The 16,624-nt window shown below is 74.2% G+C and carries 16 protein-coding genes; 9 read left to right on the forward strand and 7 right to left on the reverse strand.

Annotated features, from left to right (window positions below; all coding sequences use genetic code 11):
- The first annotated feature begins 527 nt into the window (after nucleotides 1-527).
- Nucleotides 528-1,235: a DUF5995 family protein gene (locus IE106_RS28355; RefSeq protein ID WP_189538161.1), complete on the forward strand. Its 708-nt coding sequence runs from the start codon at nucleotides 528-530 to the stop codon at nucleotides 1,233-1,235.
- Here the strand turns inward: IE106_RS28355 and IE106_RS28360 are convergent.
- The gene (locus IE106_RS28360) at nucleotides 1,196-2,887 is read right to left on the reverse strand and encodes a flavin monoamine oxidase family protein (RefSeq protein WP_189538098.1); all 1,692 of its coding nucleotides are present in this window, start codon (nucleotides 2,885-2,887) and stop codon (nucleotides 1,196-1,198) included. The genes IE106_RS28355 and IE106_RS28360 overlap by 40 nt on opposite strands.
- Before the next feature lie 59 nt (nucleotides 2,888-2,946).
- A complete protein-coding gene (locus IE106_RS28365; protein ID WP_189538099.1) occupies nucleotides 2,947-3,744 on the reverse strand; it encodes a carbon-nitrogen hydrolase family protein in 798 nt (265 codons plus the stop codon).
- 283 nt (nucleotides 3,745-4,027) lie between these two features.
- Between IE106_RS28365 and IE106_RS28370 the strand changes: the two genes are divergently transcribed.
- The gene (locus IE106_RS28370; RefSeq protein WP_189538100.1) at nucleotides 4,028-4,648 is read left to right on the forward strand and encodes a Repetin; all 621 of its coding nucleotides are present in this window, start codon (nucleotides 4,028-4,030) and stop codon (nucleotides 4,646-4,648) included.
- 16 nt (nucleotides 4,649-4,664) lie between these two features.
- Here the strand turns inward: IE106_RS28370 and IE106_RS28375 are convergent, their stop codons facing one another.
- Both IE106_RS28375 and IE106_RS28380 read right to left on the reverse strand, forming a co-directional pair.
- Nucleotides 4,665-5,120 (reverse strand): Lrp/AsnC family transcriptional regulator, encoded by a 456-nt coding sequence (locus tag IE106_RS28375; RefSeq protein WP_023589679.1) that lies wholly within the window; start codon nucleotides 5,118-5,120, stop codon nucleotides 4,665-4,667.
- Nucleotides 5,121-5,130: 10 nt separating this feature from the next.
- Nucleotides 5,131-6,603, reverse strand: a complete 1,473-nt coding sequence (locus IE106_RS28380) for an amino acid permease (protein ID WP_189538101.1) — start codon at nucleotides 6,601-6,603, stop codon at nucleotides 5,131-5,133.
- A 330-nt stretch (nucleotides 6,604-6,933) separates the two neighbouring features.
- Between IE106_RS28380 and IE106_RS28385 the strand changes: the two genes are divergently transcribed.
- The 7 genes from IE106_RS28385 (at nucleotide 6,934) to IE106_RS28415 (ending at nucleotide 12,854) form a co-directional block, all read left to right on the forward strand.
- Entirely contained in the window at nucleotides 6,934-8,019 is a 1,086-nt protein-coding gene (locus IE106_RS28385; protein WP_189538102.1) for a GDSL-type esterase/lipase family protein, read from the forward strand.
- A 179-nt stretch (nucleotides 8,020-8,198) separates the two neighbouring features.
- On the forward strand, nucleotides 8,199-9,095 hold the full coding sequence (locus tag IE106_RS28390; protein ID WP_189538103.1) for an STAS domain-containing protein: 897 nt from the start codon (nucleotides 8,199-8,201) through the stop codon (nucleotides 9,093-9,095).
- Entirely contained in the window at nucleotides 9,092-9,499 is a 408-nt protein-coding gene (locus IE106_RS28395; RefSeq protein WP_189538104.1) for an STAS domain-containing protein, read from the forward strand. The genes IE106_RS28390 and IE106_RS28395 overlap by 4 nt, the downstream gene beginning before the upstream one ends.
- Entirely contained in the window at nucleotides 9,496-10,041 is a 546-nt protein-coding gene (locus IE106_RS28400; RefSeq protein ID WP_189538105.1) for an anti-sigma regulatory factor, read from the forward strand. Before IE106_RS28395 ends, IE106_RS28400 begins: the two co-directional genes overlap by 4 nt.
- Nucleotides 10,038-11,099, forward strand: a complete 1,062-nt coding sequence (locus IE106_RS28405; RefSeq protein ID WP_229840870.1) for a SpoIIE family protein phosphatase — start codon at nucleotides 10,038-10,040, stop codon at nucleotides 11,097-11,099. The genes IE106_RS28400 and IE106_RS28405 overlap by 4 nt, the downstream gene beginning before the upstream one ends.
- Nucleotides 11,096-12,337 (forward strand): PP2C family protein-serine/threonine phosphatase, encoded by a 1,242-nt coding sequence (locus tag IE106_RS28410; protein WP_189538107.1) that lies wholly within the window; start codon nucleotides 11,096-11,098, stop codon nucleotides 12,335-12,337. The genes IE106_RS28405 and IE106_RS28410 overlap by 4 nt, the downstream gene beginning before the upstream one ends.
- A 43-nt stretch (nucleotides 12,338-12,380) precedes the next feature.
- A complete protein-coding gene (locus tag IE106_RS28415; RefSeq protein ID WP_189538108.1) occupies nucleotides 12,381-12,854 on the forward strand; it encodes an ATP-binding protein in 474 nt (157 codons plus the stop codon).
- A 49-nt stretch (nucleotides 12,855-12,903) separates the two neighbouring features.
- Here the strand turns inward: IE106_RS28415 and IE106_RS28420 are convergent, their stop codons facing one another.
- The 3 genes from IE106_RS28420 to IE106_RS28430 form a co-directional block, all read right to left on the reverse strand.
- On the reverse strand, nucleotides 12,904-13,755 hold the full coding sequence (locus IE106_RS28420) for an RNA polymerase sigma factor SigF (RefSeq protein WP_189538109.1): 852 nt from the start codon (nucleotides 13,753-13,755) through the stop codon (nucleotides 12,904-12,906).
- A 171-nt stretch (nucleotides 13,756-13,926) separates the two neighbouring features.
- Nucleotides 13,927-15,369, reverse strand: a complete 1,443-nt coding sequence (locus IE106_RS28425) for a GuaB1 family IMP dehydrogenase-related protein (RefSeq protein WP_189538110.1) — start codon at nucleotides 15,367-15,369, stop codon at nucleotides 13,927-13,929.
- Nucleotides 15,370-15,533: 164 nt separating this feature from the next.
- A complete protein-coding gene (locus IE106_RS28430; protein WP_444545534.1) occupies nucleotides 15,534-16,547 on the reverse strand; it encodes a sugar-binding transcriptional regulator in 1,014 nt (337 codons plus the stop codon).
- Between the last annotated feature and the right edge of the window lie 77 nt (nucleotides 16,548-16,624).

The following is a 16,624-nucleotide window of genomic DNA, read 5'->3' on the forward strand; positions in this document are numbered from 1 at the left end:
GTTCATGTCGACGCACCACGAACAGAGCAACGAGCGATCGACTTTCCGGACACGGCCTAGGGAGTGTCTTCGAAGTGGCGTCGTTCGCCCGCAGGGCGGGCCGGGCGGCGTCTGGTGCGTGCGATCGCAAGGCGGAGGAGGGAGCCACTGCGGAGCATGGGTGACCGACGACGACGCGGCTGGGGGTCCCCCCTGCTCGAGCGCAGCCGAGAGCTCGGGGGAGTGCGTGCCAGGCGTCGGCAGGCAGACGGGACTTTGAAGACACGACCTAGGCGCACGACCGGACCGCGGGCGCGGGCGCATCGGCGCGCTCCCCCGCCGTCCGCGGGTCCGTCCCCCGTTCCGGGGACGCGCCGCCCGACGCCTTCCGCGGGGGGTGCGGCGGCTGGGACCCTGCCCGCATGGGGCAGATCGACGAGTCCACCCTGAGCGCCCGCGCCGAACCGCCGGCCGTGGGCGCGGCGCCGGGCGCGGCGGACGCGGCGCCGGACGGAGGTACGGCGGACGCGCCGGACGGCGCGGCCGCGCTGGACGCGGTGGCGGCCCGGATGCGCGCCTTCGGCGCCCTGTGGCCGGCGGGGGACGGCGTCGCGGTGTTCAACCGGGTGTACCTGACGGTCACCGGGGAGCTGGGGCGGCGCGCCGGGGAGGGCGGGGCCGGCGACCGCCGGGACGTCACCGCGCTGGCCGTGCGGTTCGCGCAGCGGTACGTGGCGGCGGTGGACGCGGTCGGGGCGGGCGGGCGGGCCCCGGCGTGCTGGCGGCCGCTGTTCGCGTACCGGCGCCATCCCGGGGTGCGGCCGCTGCAGTTCGCGCTGGCCGGGATCAACGCGCACGTCGGGCACGACCTGGCGCTCGCCGTCGTGGACACCTGCCGGGCGCTCGGGTGCGGCCCGTCGCGGCTGGAGGGCGGGTTCGAGCGGGTGGGCGAGGTCCTCGTCCTGCTGGAGGAGCGGATCCGCGAGGAGCTGGTGCCGGGCCCGGACCTCCTGGAGGTCGCGGACCCGCTGACGCACCTGCTGGGCTGCTGGAGCCTGGACCGGGCGCGCGACGGGGCGTGGCTCGCCGCCCGGTCGCTGTGGCAGCTGGGCCGGGCGCCCGGTCCGTGGGGGCCGGAGCTGGCCGAGGAGTTCACCGAACGCCTCGACCGCTCCGTGGGACTGGTGGGCCGGATGCTGCTGACGCCGCTGGGGCGTCAGTCCTCCGGCAGCTCCACCGGGGCGATCTCGTCGTAGACGTCGCCCGGACCCGGGTTGGTCGGGTCGGTCGCGCCGCCCAGGTGGTGCATGACGCCCCACACGGCGTTCAGCGCGGTCTGCACGGCGCCCTCGGCCCAGCCGGCCGTCCACGAGATGTCGTCGCCGGCGAGGAAGATGCCGCGCTTGTCCTCGGGGAGCCGGTCCTGCATGAAGTGGGTGTACAGGCGGCGCTGGTAGCGGTAGTGACCCGGCAGGTTGGCCTTGAACGCGCCCATGAAGTAGGGCTCGTTCTCCCAGGAGACGGTCACCGGGTTGCCGATGATGTGCTTGCGGATGTCGACCTTCGGGTAGATCTCGCCGAGCGACTTCAGCATGACCTCCATCCGCTCGTTCGCGGACAGCGGCAGCCACTTCAGGCTGTCGTCGCACCAGGTGTACGACAGGCAGATGACGGCCGGCTTGTCGGGGCCGTTGTCCAGCAGGTACGTGCCGCGGGTCATCCGGTCGGTCAGCGTCATCGACATGACGTCGCGGCCGGTCTCCTCGTCCTTGTCCAGCCAGAACGGCCGGTCGACGGGGACGAACAGCTTCGACGACTCCATGTAGTGGGTGCGCTCGATCGCCGTCCAGTGGTCGATCGGGAACAGCGAGTCGTCGCACTCGATCTTCGACAGCAGCATCCACGACTGGGCGGTGAAGATCGCCGCGCGGTAGGTGCGGATGTCGCCGTTGGCGTCGGTGACCGTGATGCGGTTGCCGGCGGTGCGGTGCAGCCGGGTCACGGCCGGCCTGGGGTCGCCGCCGTGGAGGGACTTCAGCGAGGTGCCCAGCGGCCAGTGGACGATCTTCCGCGGCTCGCGCTCCCACAGCCGCACCGGCAGCTGCTGGCTGCCGCCGACGATGCCGCGGTGGTGGTCGTCGGCCTCGGTGTAGACGACGCGCAGGATCTCCAGGATGGAGTTGGGGAAGTCGGTGTCCCAGCCCCCGGTGCCGAAGCCGACCTGGCCGAAGATCTCGCGGTGGCGGAAGGACTTGAACGCCTCGGACTCGCACAGGAAGCCGTAGAAGGTCTGGTTGTCGAGCTTCTCGACGAGCTTCGCCCAGATCTCCCGGATGCGGGGCACGTCGCGCTCCCGCATGGCGCGGTTCATGTCGGAGAAGTCCGCGCCCTCCTCCAGGCAGTCGTTCCACGCCTTGGCGACGTCGCGGTACACCTGCGGCAGGTCGTCGACCGTCTCCGCGTAGTGCGTCTCGCCCTTGAGGTCCACGACGGTGGACGGGGTCGACTCGGCGAGCGGGTTCGGGAACGGCGCGGTCTCCAGGCCGACCAGGTCGATGTAGTGCTGCAGGGCGGTGGAGGACGGCGGGAAGCGCATCGCGCCCAGCTCGCAGTTGAGCTCCGGGTCGCAGCCGTCGAAACCGACGGTGCGCAGCCGGCCGCCGAGCTGGTCGGCCTCGTACACGACGGGCTTGAGCCCCATCTTCATCAGCTCGTACGCGGCGACGACGCCGGACAGGCCGCCGCCGATGACGGCGACCTCGGTGCCGTGCTCGGTGGCGGGCACCTGGCCGAGGCCGGCCGGGTGGGCCAGGAAGTCGTCGTACGCGTACGGGAAGTCCGGGCCGAACATGGTGATCGGCGGCTGCGCGTCGGTGTGCTGGACGGCGGTGGGCACCGTGGACGTCATGGGGTACGGACTCCTTGCACGGGTGAAGACGAGGGGGGTGCTGGGCGGGGGGAGGGCGCTCAGACGAGGGTGGTGTAGAGGGCGGGGCGGCGGTCCCGGAGGTACGGGTTCCCGTCGCGCGACCGCCGAAGCAGTCCGGCGTCGACGTCGCCGGTGACCAGGTCCTCGCCCCGGCCGGCGCGGGCCCGGGCGGTGCCGTCGGGGCCGGCGAGCGCGGACAGGCCGACGAACTCGAAGTCGCCCTCGGGGCCGGTCCGGTTGGCGTACGCGATGTACAGCTGGTTCTCGAAGGCGCGGACCGGCACGACGGATTCGGCGACGATCTCCGCGGGGTGCATCAGCGCGGTCGGCACGAGGAGGAGGTCCGTGCCGGCCAGGGCGTGCGCCCGGACGTTCTCCGGGAACTCCACGTCGTAGCAGATCATCAGGCCGACCCGGAGGCCGCCGACCTCGGCCTGGACGACGGGCTGGTCACCGGGGGTGAACCAGTCCTGCTCGAAGCCGCCGTAGAGGTGGGTCTTGCGGTAGTTCGCCAGGAGCGCGCCGTCGGCGCCGACGAGCCGCGCGGAGTTGTACACCGCGTCCCCGTCGCGCTCCGGGTAGCCGTAGGCGATCGCCAGGCCGTGGCGCGCGGCGACGGCGGCGGCCTCGCGGGCGGAGGGCCCGTCGGCGGGCTCGGCGAGCCGGGCGATGTCCGCGCCGATCGCGTACCCGGTGAGGAACAGCTCCGGGGCGACCAGCAGTCCCGCGCCGGCGGCCGCCGCGCGGGCGGCGGCCTCGTCCAGGGCGTGGAGGTTGGCGGTCACGTCGCCGAGCCGTCCGGAGCTCTGGAGCAGGGCGGTGCGCAGCGGCGGCATGGGCGGACCTCGTCGGGGTGCGGAAAGCGGAGGGAGACCCAAGAAAGGTACGGTCCGGACTTCTCCCCGGACAAGGCGTGACCGTTGCGGACCGACCGCCGAACCGTTGCGCGCTTGCCGGGCTCGGCGGCGATTCGTTGCGCACCGCTCCGACCGGGGGCGGAGGGGCGCCCCGCCGCGCGGGGGAGGCGGGACGCGACCGGGGGGCGATGTGCCGGCGGGGCCGTCCCGGAAGAGTGGTGGGCGTCCGGTCAAGGGAAGCCACACGGGAGGGACGACCACCATGGAACGTCGTACGAAGATCGCCGCGCTCGGTGCCGCGCTGCTGCTCACCGCCGGGGCGGCGGGTTCCGCCGGGGCGGTCGCCGGCGGGCCGGAGGGGACCGCGCGGCACGGGACGGCGGCGGAGCAGGCGGCGACGGGGACGGCCGCGCCGCAGGGGGCCGCGCCACGGGGGGCGGCCGCGCCGAAGGAGGCCGCCGCGCTCACCGGGAACGCGAAGCTGTACCGGCCCGGCCACGACATCGACTTCGCCTTCGACGCCCACCTCGCCGCGGAGGACCTCATGGACCCGATGGCGGCGACCGGCACGTTCCGGCTGCGCCACGTCTTCCCCGACGGTTCGTCGGGCTGGGCCCGGGCCCGGGTGGACTGCCTGGTCACGGGCGGCAGGGTGGCCGTGGTGACGGGTGTCGTGGAGGAGAGCGACCGGTGGCCCCGGGGGCGGCGGGTCGGGGTCACCGTCCACGACCACGGCCGGCACGACCGGCTCGGCTACAGCTGGATGACGCAGGACCCGGGGCAGGGGGACGTGCCGCCGTGCACCAGCTCGGCGCCCTTCGAGAAGGTCGACGGGCGGACGGGCGACTTCCGGGTCGTGCCCTGGCAGCCCCGGCTCTCGTAGCCGCCCGGGAGGGGGCTCAGGCGGGCGAGCCGGAGGAGAACCGCCGCAACAGCGGGGAGAGCACCAGGACCGACTTGGTGCGCTCCACGAACGGCTCGCCCGCGATGCGTTCCAGCACGCGTTCGAAGTGGCGCATGTCGGAGGCGAAGACCTGGACGATCGCGTCCGCCTCCCCCGTCACGGTGGAGGCGGACGCGATCTCCGGGTAGCGCTCGAGACCGCGCTGGATCGTCTCGGGCGAGGTGTTGCCCCGTGCGTAGATCTCGATGAACCCCTCGGTCTCCCAGCCGAGCGCCGCCGGGTCCACCCGGACGGTGAAGCCGGTGATGGCCCCCTCGGCCCGGAGCCGGTCGACGCGCCGCTTCACGGCCGGCGCGGACAGTCCGACCAGCGAGCCGATGTCGGCGTAGCTGCGGCGGGCGTCTTCGGCTAGGGCGTGGACGATGCGTTCGTCGAGGTCGTTGAGTCGCACGGGGGGTGGATCACTTCTCTGCGGTGGCCAATCGGGAGCGGCGCATGCCGTACAGGAAGTAGAACACGAGGCCGGCGGCCATCCAGAGTCCGAAGACCACCCAGGTGATCATGTCGAGGCTGTACATGCTGTAGCCGCAGAACAGGAAGCCCAGGATCGGGAAGAGCGGGCCGAACGGCACCTTGAAGCTGCGCTGCAGCTCCGGGCGGGTGCGGCGCAGGACCACGACCGCGATGTTGACCAGCGCGAACGCGAACAGCGTGCCGATGCTGGTGGCGTTGACGAGCTCGCCGAGCGGGACGGCGGCGGCGAGGACGCCGCAGAACAGCGAGACGATCACGGTGTTGGCGCGGGGGGTGCCGGTCTTCGGGTCGACCTTGGCGAAGACCTTGGGCACGAGGCCGTCGCGGGACATCGCGAAGAGGATGCGGGTCTGGCCGTAGAGCACGGTCAGGACGACGCTGGCGATGGAGATGACCGCGCCGGCCGCGAGCAGGGTGCCCCAGAAGCTCTGGCCGGTGACGTCGTTCATGATCGTGGCGAGCGAGGCCTCGGAGCCCTCGAACTTCTTCCAGTCCCAGGCGCCCACCGCGACGGCCGCGACGAGGACGTACAGCGCGGTGACGATGACCAGCGACAGCATGATCGCGCGGGGCAGGTCGCGCTTGGGGTCCTTGGCCTCCTCGCCGGCCGTGGAGGCGGCGTCGAAGCCGATGTACGAGAAGAACAGGATGGCGCCGGCCGCGCCGACGCTGGAGACGCCGAGCGGCATGAAGTCGGCGTAGTTGCCGGACTGGAAGCCCGTGAAGCCGATGGCGCAGAAGAGGACGAGCGCGGCGATCTTCACGATGACCATGATCGTGTTGGCGCGGGCGGACTCCTTGGCGCCGCCGAGCAGGAAGACCATCGCCAGCATGACGACGATCAGCGCGGGCAGGTTGAATATGCCGCCGTCGCCGGGGGGCGCGGTGAGCGCCTCGGGGAGGGTGACGCCGATCGTGCCGCTGAGGAGCTCGTTGAGGTAGTCGCCCCAGCCGACCGCCACGGCGGCGACGGACACGCCGTACTCCAGGAGCAGGCACCAGCCGCAGACCCAGGCGACGAGTTCGCCCATCGTTGCGTACGCGTACGAGTACGAGGAGCCGGCGACCGGGATGGTGCCGGCCAGCTCGGCGTAGGAGAGCGCCGAGAAGAGCGCCGTCAGGCCCGCGAAGACGAACGCGAGGGTGACGGCCGGGCCCGCCGCGGGGACGGCCTCGCCGAGGACGACGAAGATGCCGGTGCCGAGCGTGGCACCGATGCTGATCATGGTCAGCTGCCACATGGACAGCGAGCGGCGGAGCGAGCCGCCCTCCCCCTGACCACCCTCCGCGACCAGGTCTTCCACCGGCTTGCGACGGCCGAGGAGGGAGAACGCGGAGACACCGGCGGTCTTCGGGGCAGAGGGCTCGGTGGCCGGTGGGGCTGCGCCTTGATCGAGCACTGCGGGGGCTCCTTCATCGCTGCGGTCGGGGGTACGACGGGGACCGACGGCGGCGCGCGGGCGGGGAGAGCCCACAGGGAACCCACGGGGGAAGGGGGGAACCGCCGAGCCGGCGGACACCGCCACTCCAGGTACGGGCCCCGAGCCTACGGGGAGACCTTCGCATTCTGAAATGCAGTGTTGTTGCGCATCGACGGATGATCATTGCGCTCTTCGGGCACGGACGGGGAAACATTGCGCGCTGCCGCATGAATCGACACATCGGGGCAGTATCGGCAGAAGGCGCGAGGGCGGGCGCGGAGCCCCGCGGAGGCGAGCGAGGGGGCGCGGATGACACGGGCGGGTGGCGGGCAGTGGCTGGAGCCGGCGCCGTTCCTGCGGGGCACGGCGTGGTGGGACGGCCCGCGGCCGGTGCGGGTGGACCCGTCGGTGGTGGGCGTGCTGCCGTGGGAACTGGTCGAGCGGGCCGCGCTGCCGGTCGGCGTGCGCCTGGAGTTCGCCGCCGCGCCGGGGACGCGGGCGGTGCAGGTGCGCTACCGGGCGCGGGTGCCCGGGCGGGACGGCGGGCCGCCCGTGCCGGCGCACTGCTTCGGCCTGTGGCGGGGCGGGCGGTGCGTCGGGGAGGCGTACGGCGCGCCGTCCGCGGCGGAGGCGACGGTGACCCTGACGCTGCCGCCGGTGGACGGGGGCGCCGTGTTCACCGTGTACCCGCCGGAGGGCGCGGCGCCGGTGGTGCTCGGCCTGCGCGCGGTGGGCGGCGCGGTCGCGGCGGCGCCGCGCCGCCCGCGCTGGGTCGTGTACGGCGACTCGATCACCGAGGGCTGGTGGGCCACGCGGCCCGCGCACGCCTGGCCCGCCGCCGCCGGACGGGCCCTCGGCCTGGACCCGGTGAACCTCGGCTACGCGGGTTCGGCGCGCGGCGAGCTGCCCATCGCGCGACAGCTGGCCGCGCTGCCCGCCGCGCTGCTCACGCTCGCCTTCGGCACGAACTGCTGGGGCCCCGTGCCGACGACCCCGCCCTTCCTGTACGAGCTGACCCGCGCCTTCGTCGCCACGGTCCGGGAGGGCCACCCGGACACGCCGCTGCTCGTCGTGTCGCCGCTGCTGCGCCCGGACGCCGAGACGACGGCGAACGCCTCCGGCGCGACGCTGGCGGAGCTGCGCACGGCGATGGAGGAGGCCGTACGGGAGCTGCGGGCGGCCGGCGACCCGCGCCTGGTCCTGCTGCCGGGGCGCCCGCTGCTGCGCCCGGAGCACCTGTGGGACGGCCTGCACCCCGACGACGCGGGCCACGCGCGGCTCGCGGCGGCGGTCGCGGACGCGGTGCGCGCGCACGGCCTCGTCCCGGCCGGCGGCGCGGACCCCGCGTACGTCGACCGGGCGACAACCCGGCATGGGCTCTCCTCACGGGGGTAGGGGCGCACCGGAGTGTCGCGGCGGGCGTGACGCACGGCGGTTCGCGCCCGCGACCCGACGGGCCCCGCGCCTCCGACCGTGTTGTACGAAGGCAGGAGGGAACCGGCCGAGTCCCGCGCGTCACGGGCGTGTTCACGACTTGCGGCCGGGGTGCCATCCGTCGAGTGCGAGAGGTACATGTGAATACCAGCGAATCGAGTGTGCGGGACCGCCTCTGCGAGGCGCTGCGCGACCGCGAGGAGGAGATCGCGGACCGCTGGGTCCGGCTCCAGCTGGAACAGGCCGTGCTCAGCACGGACATGAGCGAGCACGAGGTTCGCGAGGAGGCCGACCTGCTGATCTCCGCGCTGGCCGCCGGGCTCGCCAGCGACGTGCCCGTGGAGCGGCTGGTGACCTCGCGGAACGACCTGCGGCGCACGGTGATAGAGCTCTCGCTGCGCCGCGCCCGCGCGGGGGCGTCGCCGACGGCGACCTCGCTCGCCGTGCTGTCGCTGAAGGAGGCGCTGCTGACGGCGGTCCAGTACACCACCCGCGACTCCGCCGAGCTGTTCTCCGCCGCGATCCTGATCAACCGGCTCCTCGACGCGGCGGGCGTGCTGTCCTTCGAGACGTATGTGGAGGGCCGGGAGGAGGTCATCCAGCGGCAGAGCCGGCAGCTGCTGGAGGTGTCCACCCCGGTGGTGCGGCTGTGGCGGCACGTCCTGGCCGTACCGCTCATCGGGACGCTGGACACGGCGCGCACGCAGGTGGTCATGGAGAGCCTCCTCCAGGCGATCCAGGACAACGAGGCGCAGGTCGCGATCATCGACATCACCGGCGTCCCGGCCGTCGACACGGCGGTGGCCCAGCACCTGATGCACACGGTCAACGCGGTGCGGCTGATGGGCGCCGACTGCGTCATCAGCGGCATCCGCCCGCCGATCGCGCAGACCATCGCCCAACTGGGCATCGACCTGTCGACGATCCTGACACGGGCGACCCTGGCGGACGCCCTGGCCGCCGCCATCCGCCTCACCGACCAGCCCGCCGTAGGCTCCGGCGCGTCCGCCTCCCCCGACCGGCCGGTGACCGAGTGACGCCGCCCCGCCCCACGGGCGTGCCCATCCTGCGGCTGGGCGACGTGCTGGTGACCGGCCTGCTGAACGAGCTGGACGACACCTCGGCGCTGGCGTTCACCGCCGAACTGACCGAGCGCATCGTGTCCGACGGCGCGCGCGGCGTGCTCATCGACATCTCCCGGCTGGAGATCATCGACTCGTTCGTCGCGCGGACGCTCACGGAGCTGACCACCATGGCGCGGCTCCTCGGCGCGCGGGTCATCGTCGCCGGGATGCGCCCGGCCGTGGCGATCACGCTGGTCGAGCTCGGACTGCGGCTGACCGGCGTGGAGACGGCGCTCAACGCCGAGCAGGGGCTGACCGCCCTCGGCTGGCAGCGGATGCCGCACCCGCCCGGCCCTCCCGGAAAGGCCAGGCCATGATGCCGGGCGACGCCCTGACGGCGGGCGCTCAGGTGGGACGGCCCGGCGTCCGGGCACGCGGGGGCGCGGAGGCGGCCGCGCCGTCCTCGGCGCACGCCCCGGTGTACGGGGAGGCGGGCGCCGGGCCCGACGCCGACGCCGAGCGGTCCTCCCGGTACGAAGTGCGCTGCGAGGAGGACCTGCTGACCGTCCGGCACGCCGTGCGGGAGGCCACCGTCCGGGCCGGGTTCGGGATCGTCGACCAGACCCGTGTCGTCACCGCCGCCAGCGAGCTGGCCCGCAACGCCTACGTCCACGGCGGCGGCGGAACCCTGGAGGTGCGGCTGCTGGCCCCGGGAGGGCGGCGCGGCCTGCGGCTGACGGTCCGCGACGAGGGCCCCGGCATCCCGGACGTGGAGACCGCGCTCCAGGACGGCTTCACCACCGGCAGCGGCCTCGGCCACGGCCTGGGCGGGGCCCGCAGGCTCATGCACGACTTCCAGGTCCGCACCGCCCCGGGCCGGGGCACGACGGTGGTGGTGACGCGGTGGAACGACCGGTGACCGCGGTGACCGCGCGCGTCCCCGTCGACGACGACGGCGCCGCCCGGGCGGCGGCCCGCGCCGCGCGCCGTACGGCCGTGGAACGGGGGCTGACCGGGGAGTTGCCGGAGCGGGCCGCCGCGTGCGCCGGCGAGCTGGCCCGCGTCCTCGCCCGGCACTCGGTACGGGGCGCGGTGTACCTGCAGCCGTCGGCGCTGCGCCCGGGGCTGGACATCGTCGCGGTCGGCACGGACCCCGCCCCCGGCGACGGGGCGGACGCGGACGGGGCGGGGCGGTGGCCGTCCGGCGCGTCCCCGGAGGCGGCCGCGCCGCACGGCCCGGGGCCCCTGCCCGACCTGGAGGCCCTGCGGCACCTGGCCGACGACTTCGTGCTGCGCGCCGTGCCGGGGCGCGGGACGGCGGTGTGCGCCCGGCTGCGCGGCCCCGCCCCGGGGGTGCCGGGTGGCGCGCGGGAGGCCGCCGTGCCGGACGTCGGCGTGCTGCGGCTGCCCGTCGACGGCGAGTCGTCGTGCGGCGACGCCTGGGCCCTGGAGGTCGCGCCCGGCGACGGGACGGTGACCGCCCTGGTCGCGGACGGCCTGGGGCACGGCCCGGCCGCCGCCGAGGCCGCGGAGCGCGCCGTGGGGGCGTTCCGCAGCTCCCCCGGCCTGCCGCTGCCGCAGCTGATGCGCGCGGTGCACGAGGCGCTGCGGAACACCCGCGGCGCGGCGGTGGGGCTGCTGCGGCGGACACCGGACGGCGCGGTCGGGCACTGCGCCGTCGGCAACGTCCGGGCGTACGTCGTCGGCCACGACGGCGTGCGGCACCGGTTCGGCGCGCAGCCCGGCGTCGTCGGCTGGAACATGCCGGCCCCGACCGCGCAGCGGCTGCCGGACGCGCACGGCGGCACGCTGCTGCTGCACAGCGACGGCGTCGACGGCGGCTGGGCGTGGTCGCCCGGACCGGGCCTGACCCGCCTCCCCGTCCCCCTGCTCCCCGTCGTACTGGCCCACGGGCACCGGGCGGCACGGGACGACGTCACCGTGCTGGCCGTGGCCCCGGCCCGGAGATCCCCATGAGAGCCCAGTCCACCACCCACCACTCCCTGGACGAACTGCGCACGACCCTGCGCCGGGTGGCGCACCGGGCCGGCATCGGCCCGGACCTGCGCTCCCGGCTGGTGCTGTCGGCGAGCCGGCTCGCGGCGGCGGAGCTGGCCGCCGGGCGGGCCGTCTCGCTGGAGGTCCTGCCACCCCCGCGGGACACCGGGACGGCCCTGACGGTGCGCCTGTCGCTGCCGGACCGCACGGACCCACCCGCCCTGGACACCCTGCCCCTGCCCGCCCTGCCGGCGCCCGCGGGGGCCGCCTGGACACTGCCCCTGCCGGACCCCGAGGCGGCCCGCGGCCTCGCCGCGCCGGCCGACGGCGGACGGCCGGACCCGGTGGCGCTGCTGGAGGAGGAGGCGGCCTTCCTCACGGAGCGCCTGGACCGCCTGGACCGCGAGCACCGGCGGCTCAAGGACGAACTGGCCGAGACCAACAGCGGCGTCCTCGCCCTCTACGTGCAGCTGGAGGAGCGCGACGAGCAGCTGCGCCAGGCGCACGGCCGGATGCTGCGCCAGCTGGAGGACGCGCTGCGCCCGCCGCCGGTCGAGGTGCCGGGGCTGGAGATGGCGGTGCGGTACGAGCCGGCCGAGAAGCACGCGCCGACCGGCGGCGACCTGTACGACTGGTTCGCGTTGCCCGACGGCACGGTGCACATCACCATCGTGGACGCGCTCGGCCACGGGCTGACCAGCACCCGCAGCGCCCTCAACGTCACCCACGCCGTCCGCACCCTGGCGCTGGAGGGCCACCCGCTCGGGACGCTGGTCGCCCGGGCCGCCGACGCGCTGGCCGCCTTCGACCAGGAGCTGATGGCGACGGTGCAGGTGGTGCGCATCGACCCGCGGACGGGCGAGCTGTGCCTGGCGAACGGCAGCCACCCGCCGGCGCTGCTGGTGCGCCGTGACGGCGCCACCCGGTTCCTGGAGGCGGCCGGCCGGGGTGTCGGCTTCCCGCTGCCGGGCAGCGAGACGCTCCTGCGGGACCGGATGGACCCGGGTGACCTGCTGGTCCTGTACACGGACGGGCTGACCGAGAGCCGCCGCGACCCCCGCGAGGGCGAGCAGCGCCTCGCGGAGGCGGCCCGGCGCCACCGGGACCTGCCCATGGCGGAGGTGCCCGGCGCCCTCGCGGAGGAGATGCACACCGTGATCCTGCATCCGGACGACACGGTGGCCCTGACCGTCCGGCGCGTGGAGGAGGGGTACTGAAGTCGGCGCAGAGGGGGTACGCGGAACGAGGAAGGAGGCGCCCGTGCTTGTTCTGGACTCACGTACCGTCGACAGCGCCGAGGTGAGGGAGACCGTCACCGGCTTCGTCGCCGACCGCTGCCCCTGGGCGGACCTGGCCGCCGTGCGCCTGGTGGTCACCGAACTCCTGGCGAACGCGCTGCACCACACCGACGGGGCCTGGTGCCTGCGTCTACGCGCCCAGGAGCAGCGGCTCATCCTGGAAATGGAGGACACCAGTCCCGCCCCGCCCACCACGCGGCAGCCCGACTTCGAGGGCGGCGGCGGCTTCGGTTGGCGGCTGGTGCAGCAGCTCACCGACCGGGTCGACGTGCGCCCGGGCCCGACCGGCAAGACCGTGCGCGCCGAGTGGTGGGTCCCGGCGGAGCGCCGGGCGGAGGCGGGCACCAGGGGGCGGGGGGGCCACCGGCCGGTGCGTCCCGACGCGCCGGGGTCCGGGTCGCGGCTGATGCAATACGCCGGGTCCGCCGCGTCCTGACCCTGCCCCGGCCCGGCGCGGCCCGCGGCTCCCTCCCGCGGCCCGCCGGTCAGCCCTCGCTCAGCAGCCCCTCGCGCATCCGCGCCGTCATCCGCGCCAGCAGCCGGGACACGTGCATCTGCGACACGCCGAGCCGTTCCCCGATCTCCGCCTGGGTCATCTCCTCGGCGAAGCGCATCCGCAGGATCGCCCGGTCGCGCTCGTCGAGCTGCTCGACGATCGGCTTGAGGGCCTGGACGTCCTCCGTGAGCTGCATGTCGCGGTCCTCCTCGCCGATGAGGTCCGCGAGGGTCGCCGACGCCGGCTCCCCCGACTCGTCGAGCGGCATGTCCAGCGAGGCGGCCGTGTACCCGTTGGCCGCCACCAGTCCCTCGATCACCTCGTCCTCCTCCAGGCCGAGGCGGTCGGCGAGTTCGGCCGCGGTCGGGGAGCGGTCCAGCTCCTGGAAGAGGTCGTCGGTCGCCCGGGCGATGTCGATGCGCAGTTCCTGGAGCCTGCGGGGCACGTGCACCGACCAGCTCGTGTCCCGGAAGAAGCGCTTGATCTCGCCGATCACGCACGGCATGGCGAACGTCGCGAACTCGACCTGCCGGCTGAGCTCGAACCGGTCGATGGCCTTGATCAGCCCGATGGTGCCGACCTGGACGATGTCCTCCATCTGGTCGGCGCGGCTGCGGAAGCGGGTGGCCGCGTACTTGACCAGCGACAGGTTCAGCTCGATCAGCGTGTTGCGGACGTACTGGTACTCCTCGGTCCCCTCCTCGAGGACCGCGAGCCGCGCGAAGAACTGCTTCGAGAGTTCCTTGGCATCCCGGGGGGCGACCTCGGCGGGCTCTGGGACCCGCGGCAGGGGCATCGCGGGCGCCGTCGTCTCCGTCGGGGTCGTGGTCGCCGTGGGCACGTTGCCCTCCCTTCGTCTCGACACTGCCGGAGGCGCGTCTACCCCCCCGCACGCGAAACACTCCTCCGGATTCCGTTTTTCTCCGGCGGGTCCCGCGCCGGCCGTGCGGGAGGGACGGGGACGGGCCCTCCCCGCGCCTGCGCGCGGGGACGGCCCGTCGGCCGCGGCGGGTCAGTTCCAGCTGGCGTGGAGCGGCTTGCCCTCGGCGTAGCCGGCGGCGCTCTGCACGCCGACGACGGCCTTCTCGGCGAACTCCTCCAGCGAGGCGGCGCCCGCGTAGGTGCAGGAGGAGCGGACGCCGGCGATGATCGAGTCGATCAGGTCCTCGACGCCCGGGCGGGCCCGGTCGAGGTACATCCGCGAGGTGGAGATGCCCTCCTCGAACAGCGCCTTGCGGGCCCGGTCGTACGCGGACTCCTCGCTGGTGCGGTTGCGCACGGCGCGCGCGGAGGCCATGCCGAAGGACTCCTTGTACAGGCGGCCGTCCGCGTCCTGCTGGAGGTCGCCGGGCGACTCGTACGTACCGGCGAACCAGGAGCCGATCATGACGTTGGACGCGCCGGCGGCGAGCGCCATGGCCACGTCGCGCGGGTGCCGGACACCGCCGTCCGCCCAGACGTGCTTGCCGTACTTCCTCGCCTCGGCGGCGCACTCCAGGACCGCCGAGAACTGCGGGCGGCCCACGCCGGTCATCATGCGGGTGGTGCACATGGCGCCGGGGCCCACGCCGACCTTGATGATGTCCGCGCCGGCCTCGACGAGGTCGCGGACGCCCTCGGCGGCGACGATGTTGCCGGCGACGATCGGGACCTGCGGGTCGAGGCCGCGGACCACGCGGATCGCGTTGATCATCGACTCCTGGTGGCCGTGCGCCGTGTCGATGACGAGCGTGTCGACGCCCGCGTCGAGGAGCTGCTTGGCCTTGCCCGCCACGTCGCCGTTGATGCCGACGGCGGCGGCGACGCGCAGCCGGCCGCGGTCGTCGACGGCGGGGGTGTACAGGGTGGCGCGCAGGGCGCCCTTGCGGGTGAGGATGCCGGCGAGCCGCCCGTCGCCGTCGACCGCCGGGGCGTAGCGCCGGTTGTGGTGGTCGAGGGTGTCGAACGCCTCGATCGGGTCGATGTCCGCGTCGAGGAGCAGGAGGTCCTTCGACATGACCTCGGACAGCTGGGTGAAGCGGTCGACGCCGGTCAGGTCCCGGTCGGTGACGACGCCGACGGGCTTGTGGTCGGCGTCGACGACGACGCCGGCGTTGTGGGCCCGCTTGGTCAGCAGCGACAGGGCGTCGGCGACGGTCTGGGCGGGCTCCAGGACGATCGGCGTGTCGAGGACGTGGTGGCGGCTCTTGACCCAGGAGACGACGTCGGTGACGACCTCGATCGGGATGTCCTGGGGGATGACGACCAGGCCGCCGCGGCGGGCGACGGTCTCGGCCATCCGGCGGCCGGCGATGGCGGTCATGTTGGCCACGACCAGCGGGATGGTGGTCCCGGTGCCGTCGGGGGTGGTGAGGTCGACGCCCTGGCGGGAGCCCACGGCCGAGCGGCTAGGCACCATGAACACATCGTCGTACGTGAGGTCGTACGGCGGCTTCAGGTCATTGAGGAAACGCACGTGCTGAACATCCCAGTCGTTCGGAGTTGGCCCCCGGGCATCTCAGCCGGGGGGAAAACGCACGTACTTCATTGTCCCATGCCGACATCCGTTCGGACCCCGGGTGAAACCTCCAGGTCACACGGGGTGACCTGGTAGGTTCCTCCAACCGGGGGGAGCGCGGTTCAGTTGTCCGGGTCGAAGCGCTCCAGGGCGGGGCGCGGGCCCGGCTCGGACTCGGTCAGCAGGTAGTCGGCGGCGGACGTGTCCGTGACGAGGCTGGTGACCAGCCCGGAGCGGAGCACGGCGCCGATGGCCGCGGCCTTGCGGGAGCCGCCCGCGATGGCGACGACCTCCGGGATGCGGCGTAGCCGGTCGGCCTCGACGGTGATGCACCGCTCGCCCAGGTCGCGTCCGACGCGGCGGCCGGAGGCGTCGAAGAGGTGGGCGGACATCTCGGCGGCGACGCCGAGGGACGCGTAGTGGGCGCGCTCCTCGTCGCTGAGCATGTCGTGGACGGTGGAGATGCCCGGCTCCCACGAACCGATGGACACCGCGGCGACGGTGACCTTGTCGAAGTAGTCGAAGGCGCGGGCGATGCCGGTCTGGTTGCGCAGCGCGGCGGCGGTGGCCGGGTCGGGCAGGAGCATCGGCGCGTAGATCGGGTGCGCCTCGCCGCCGGAGACCTGGGCGGCGCGGCGGACGGCCTCGACCGAACCGCGCTCGGCGGTCCCCGCGTCGTACACGCCGGTCAGCTGGACGACCGTGCACGGCGGCAGCCGGTCGAGGGCGGCGGCCATGTGGATGGTGGACCGGCCCCAGGCCAGTCCGAGGACGTCGCCCTCGGTCACCAGCTCGCCGAGCAGGTCGGCCGCGACCTCGCCCAGGTTCTCCGGGTCGGGCGACTCGTCCTCGGCCTCGGCGGGGGACTCGACGACGACGGCGTGGCGCAGGCCGTAGCGGGCCCGGAGCGCGTCGGACCGCTCCGCGTCCAGCTCCGCCGGCACGCGGATCTCGATCCGTACGAGGTCCCGCTCCAGGGCCGTCTCCAGGACGCGGGCGACCTTGAAGCGGCTGACGCCGAACTCCTCGGCGATCTGGATCTTGGACTTGCCCTCGAGGTAGAAGCGGCGGGCCATGGCCGCCGCCTGCACCAGCTCCGCGGGTCCCATCCGCAGGGCTGGACGTCCCGCCGACATTGCAGACACCGCGTTCTCCTCACTGCTGTTCACACTCCGGGTCGCCATCCTTGCAGATCCGACGGCCCTTGATCAGT

The sequence above is a fragment of the Streptomyces roseolilacinus genome (genome assembly GCF_014649335.1).
GTDB lineage: Bacteria > Actinomycetota > Actinomycetes > Streptomycetales > Streptomycetaceae > Streptomyces > Streptomyces roseolilacinus.

Bases quoted from the DNA above. Each gene is read 5' to 3' on its own strand.
- IE106_RS28410 (WP_189538107.1), top strand. From the start codon at position 11,096: ATGAGAGCCCAGTCCACCACCCACCACTCCCTGGACGAACTGCGCACG.
- IE106_RS28430 (WP_444545534.1), bottom strand. From the start codon at position 16,547: ATGTCGGCGGGACGTCCAGCCCTGCGGATGGGACCCGCGGAGCTGGTG.
- IE106_RS28360 (WP_189538098.1), bottom strand. From the start codon at position 2,887: ATGACGTCCACGGTGCCCACCGCCGTCCAGCACACCGACGCGCAGCCG.
- IE106_RS28370 (WP_189538100.1), top strand. From the start codon at position 4,028: ATGGAACGTCGTACGAAGATCGCCGCGCTCGGTGCCGCGCTGCTGCTC.
- IE106_RS28400 (WP_189538105.1), top strand. From the start codon at position 9,496: ATGATGCCGGGCGACGCCCTGACGGCGGGCGCTCAGGTGGGACGGCCC.
- IE106_RS28365 (WP_189538099.1), bottom strand. From the start codon at position 3,744: ATGCCGCCGCTGCGCACCGCCCTGCTCCAGAGCTCCGGACGGCTCGGC.
- IE106_RS28385 (WP_189538102.1), top strand. From the start codon at position 6,934: ATGACACGGGCGGGTGGCGGGCAGTGGCTGGAGCCGGCGCCGTTCCTG.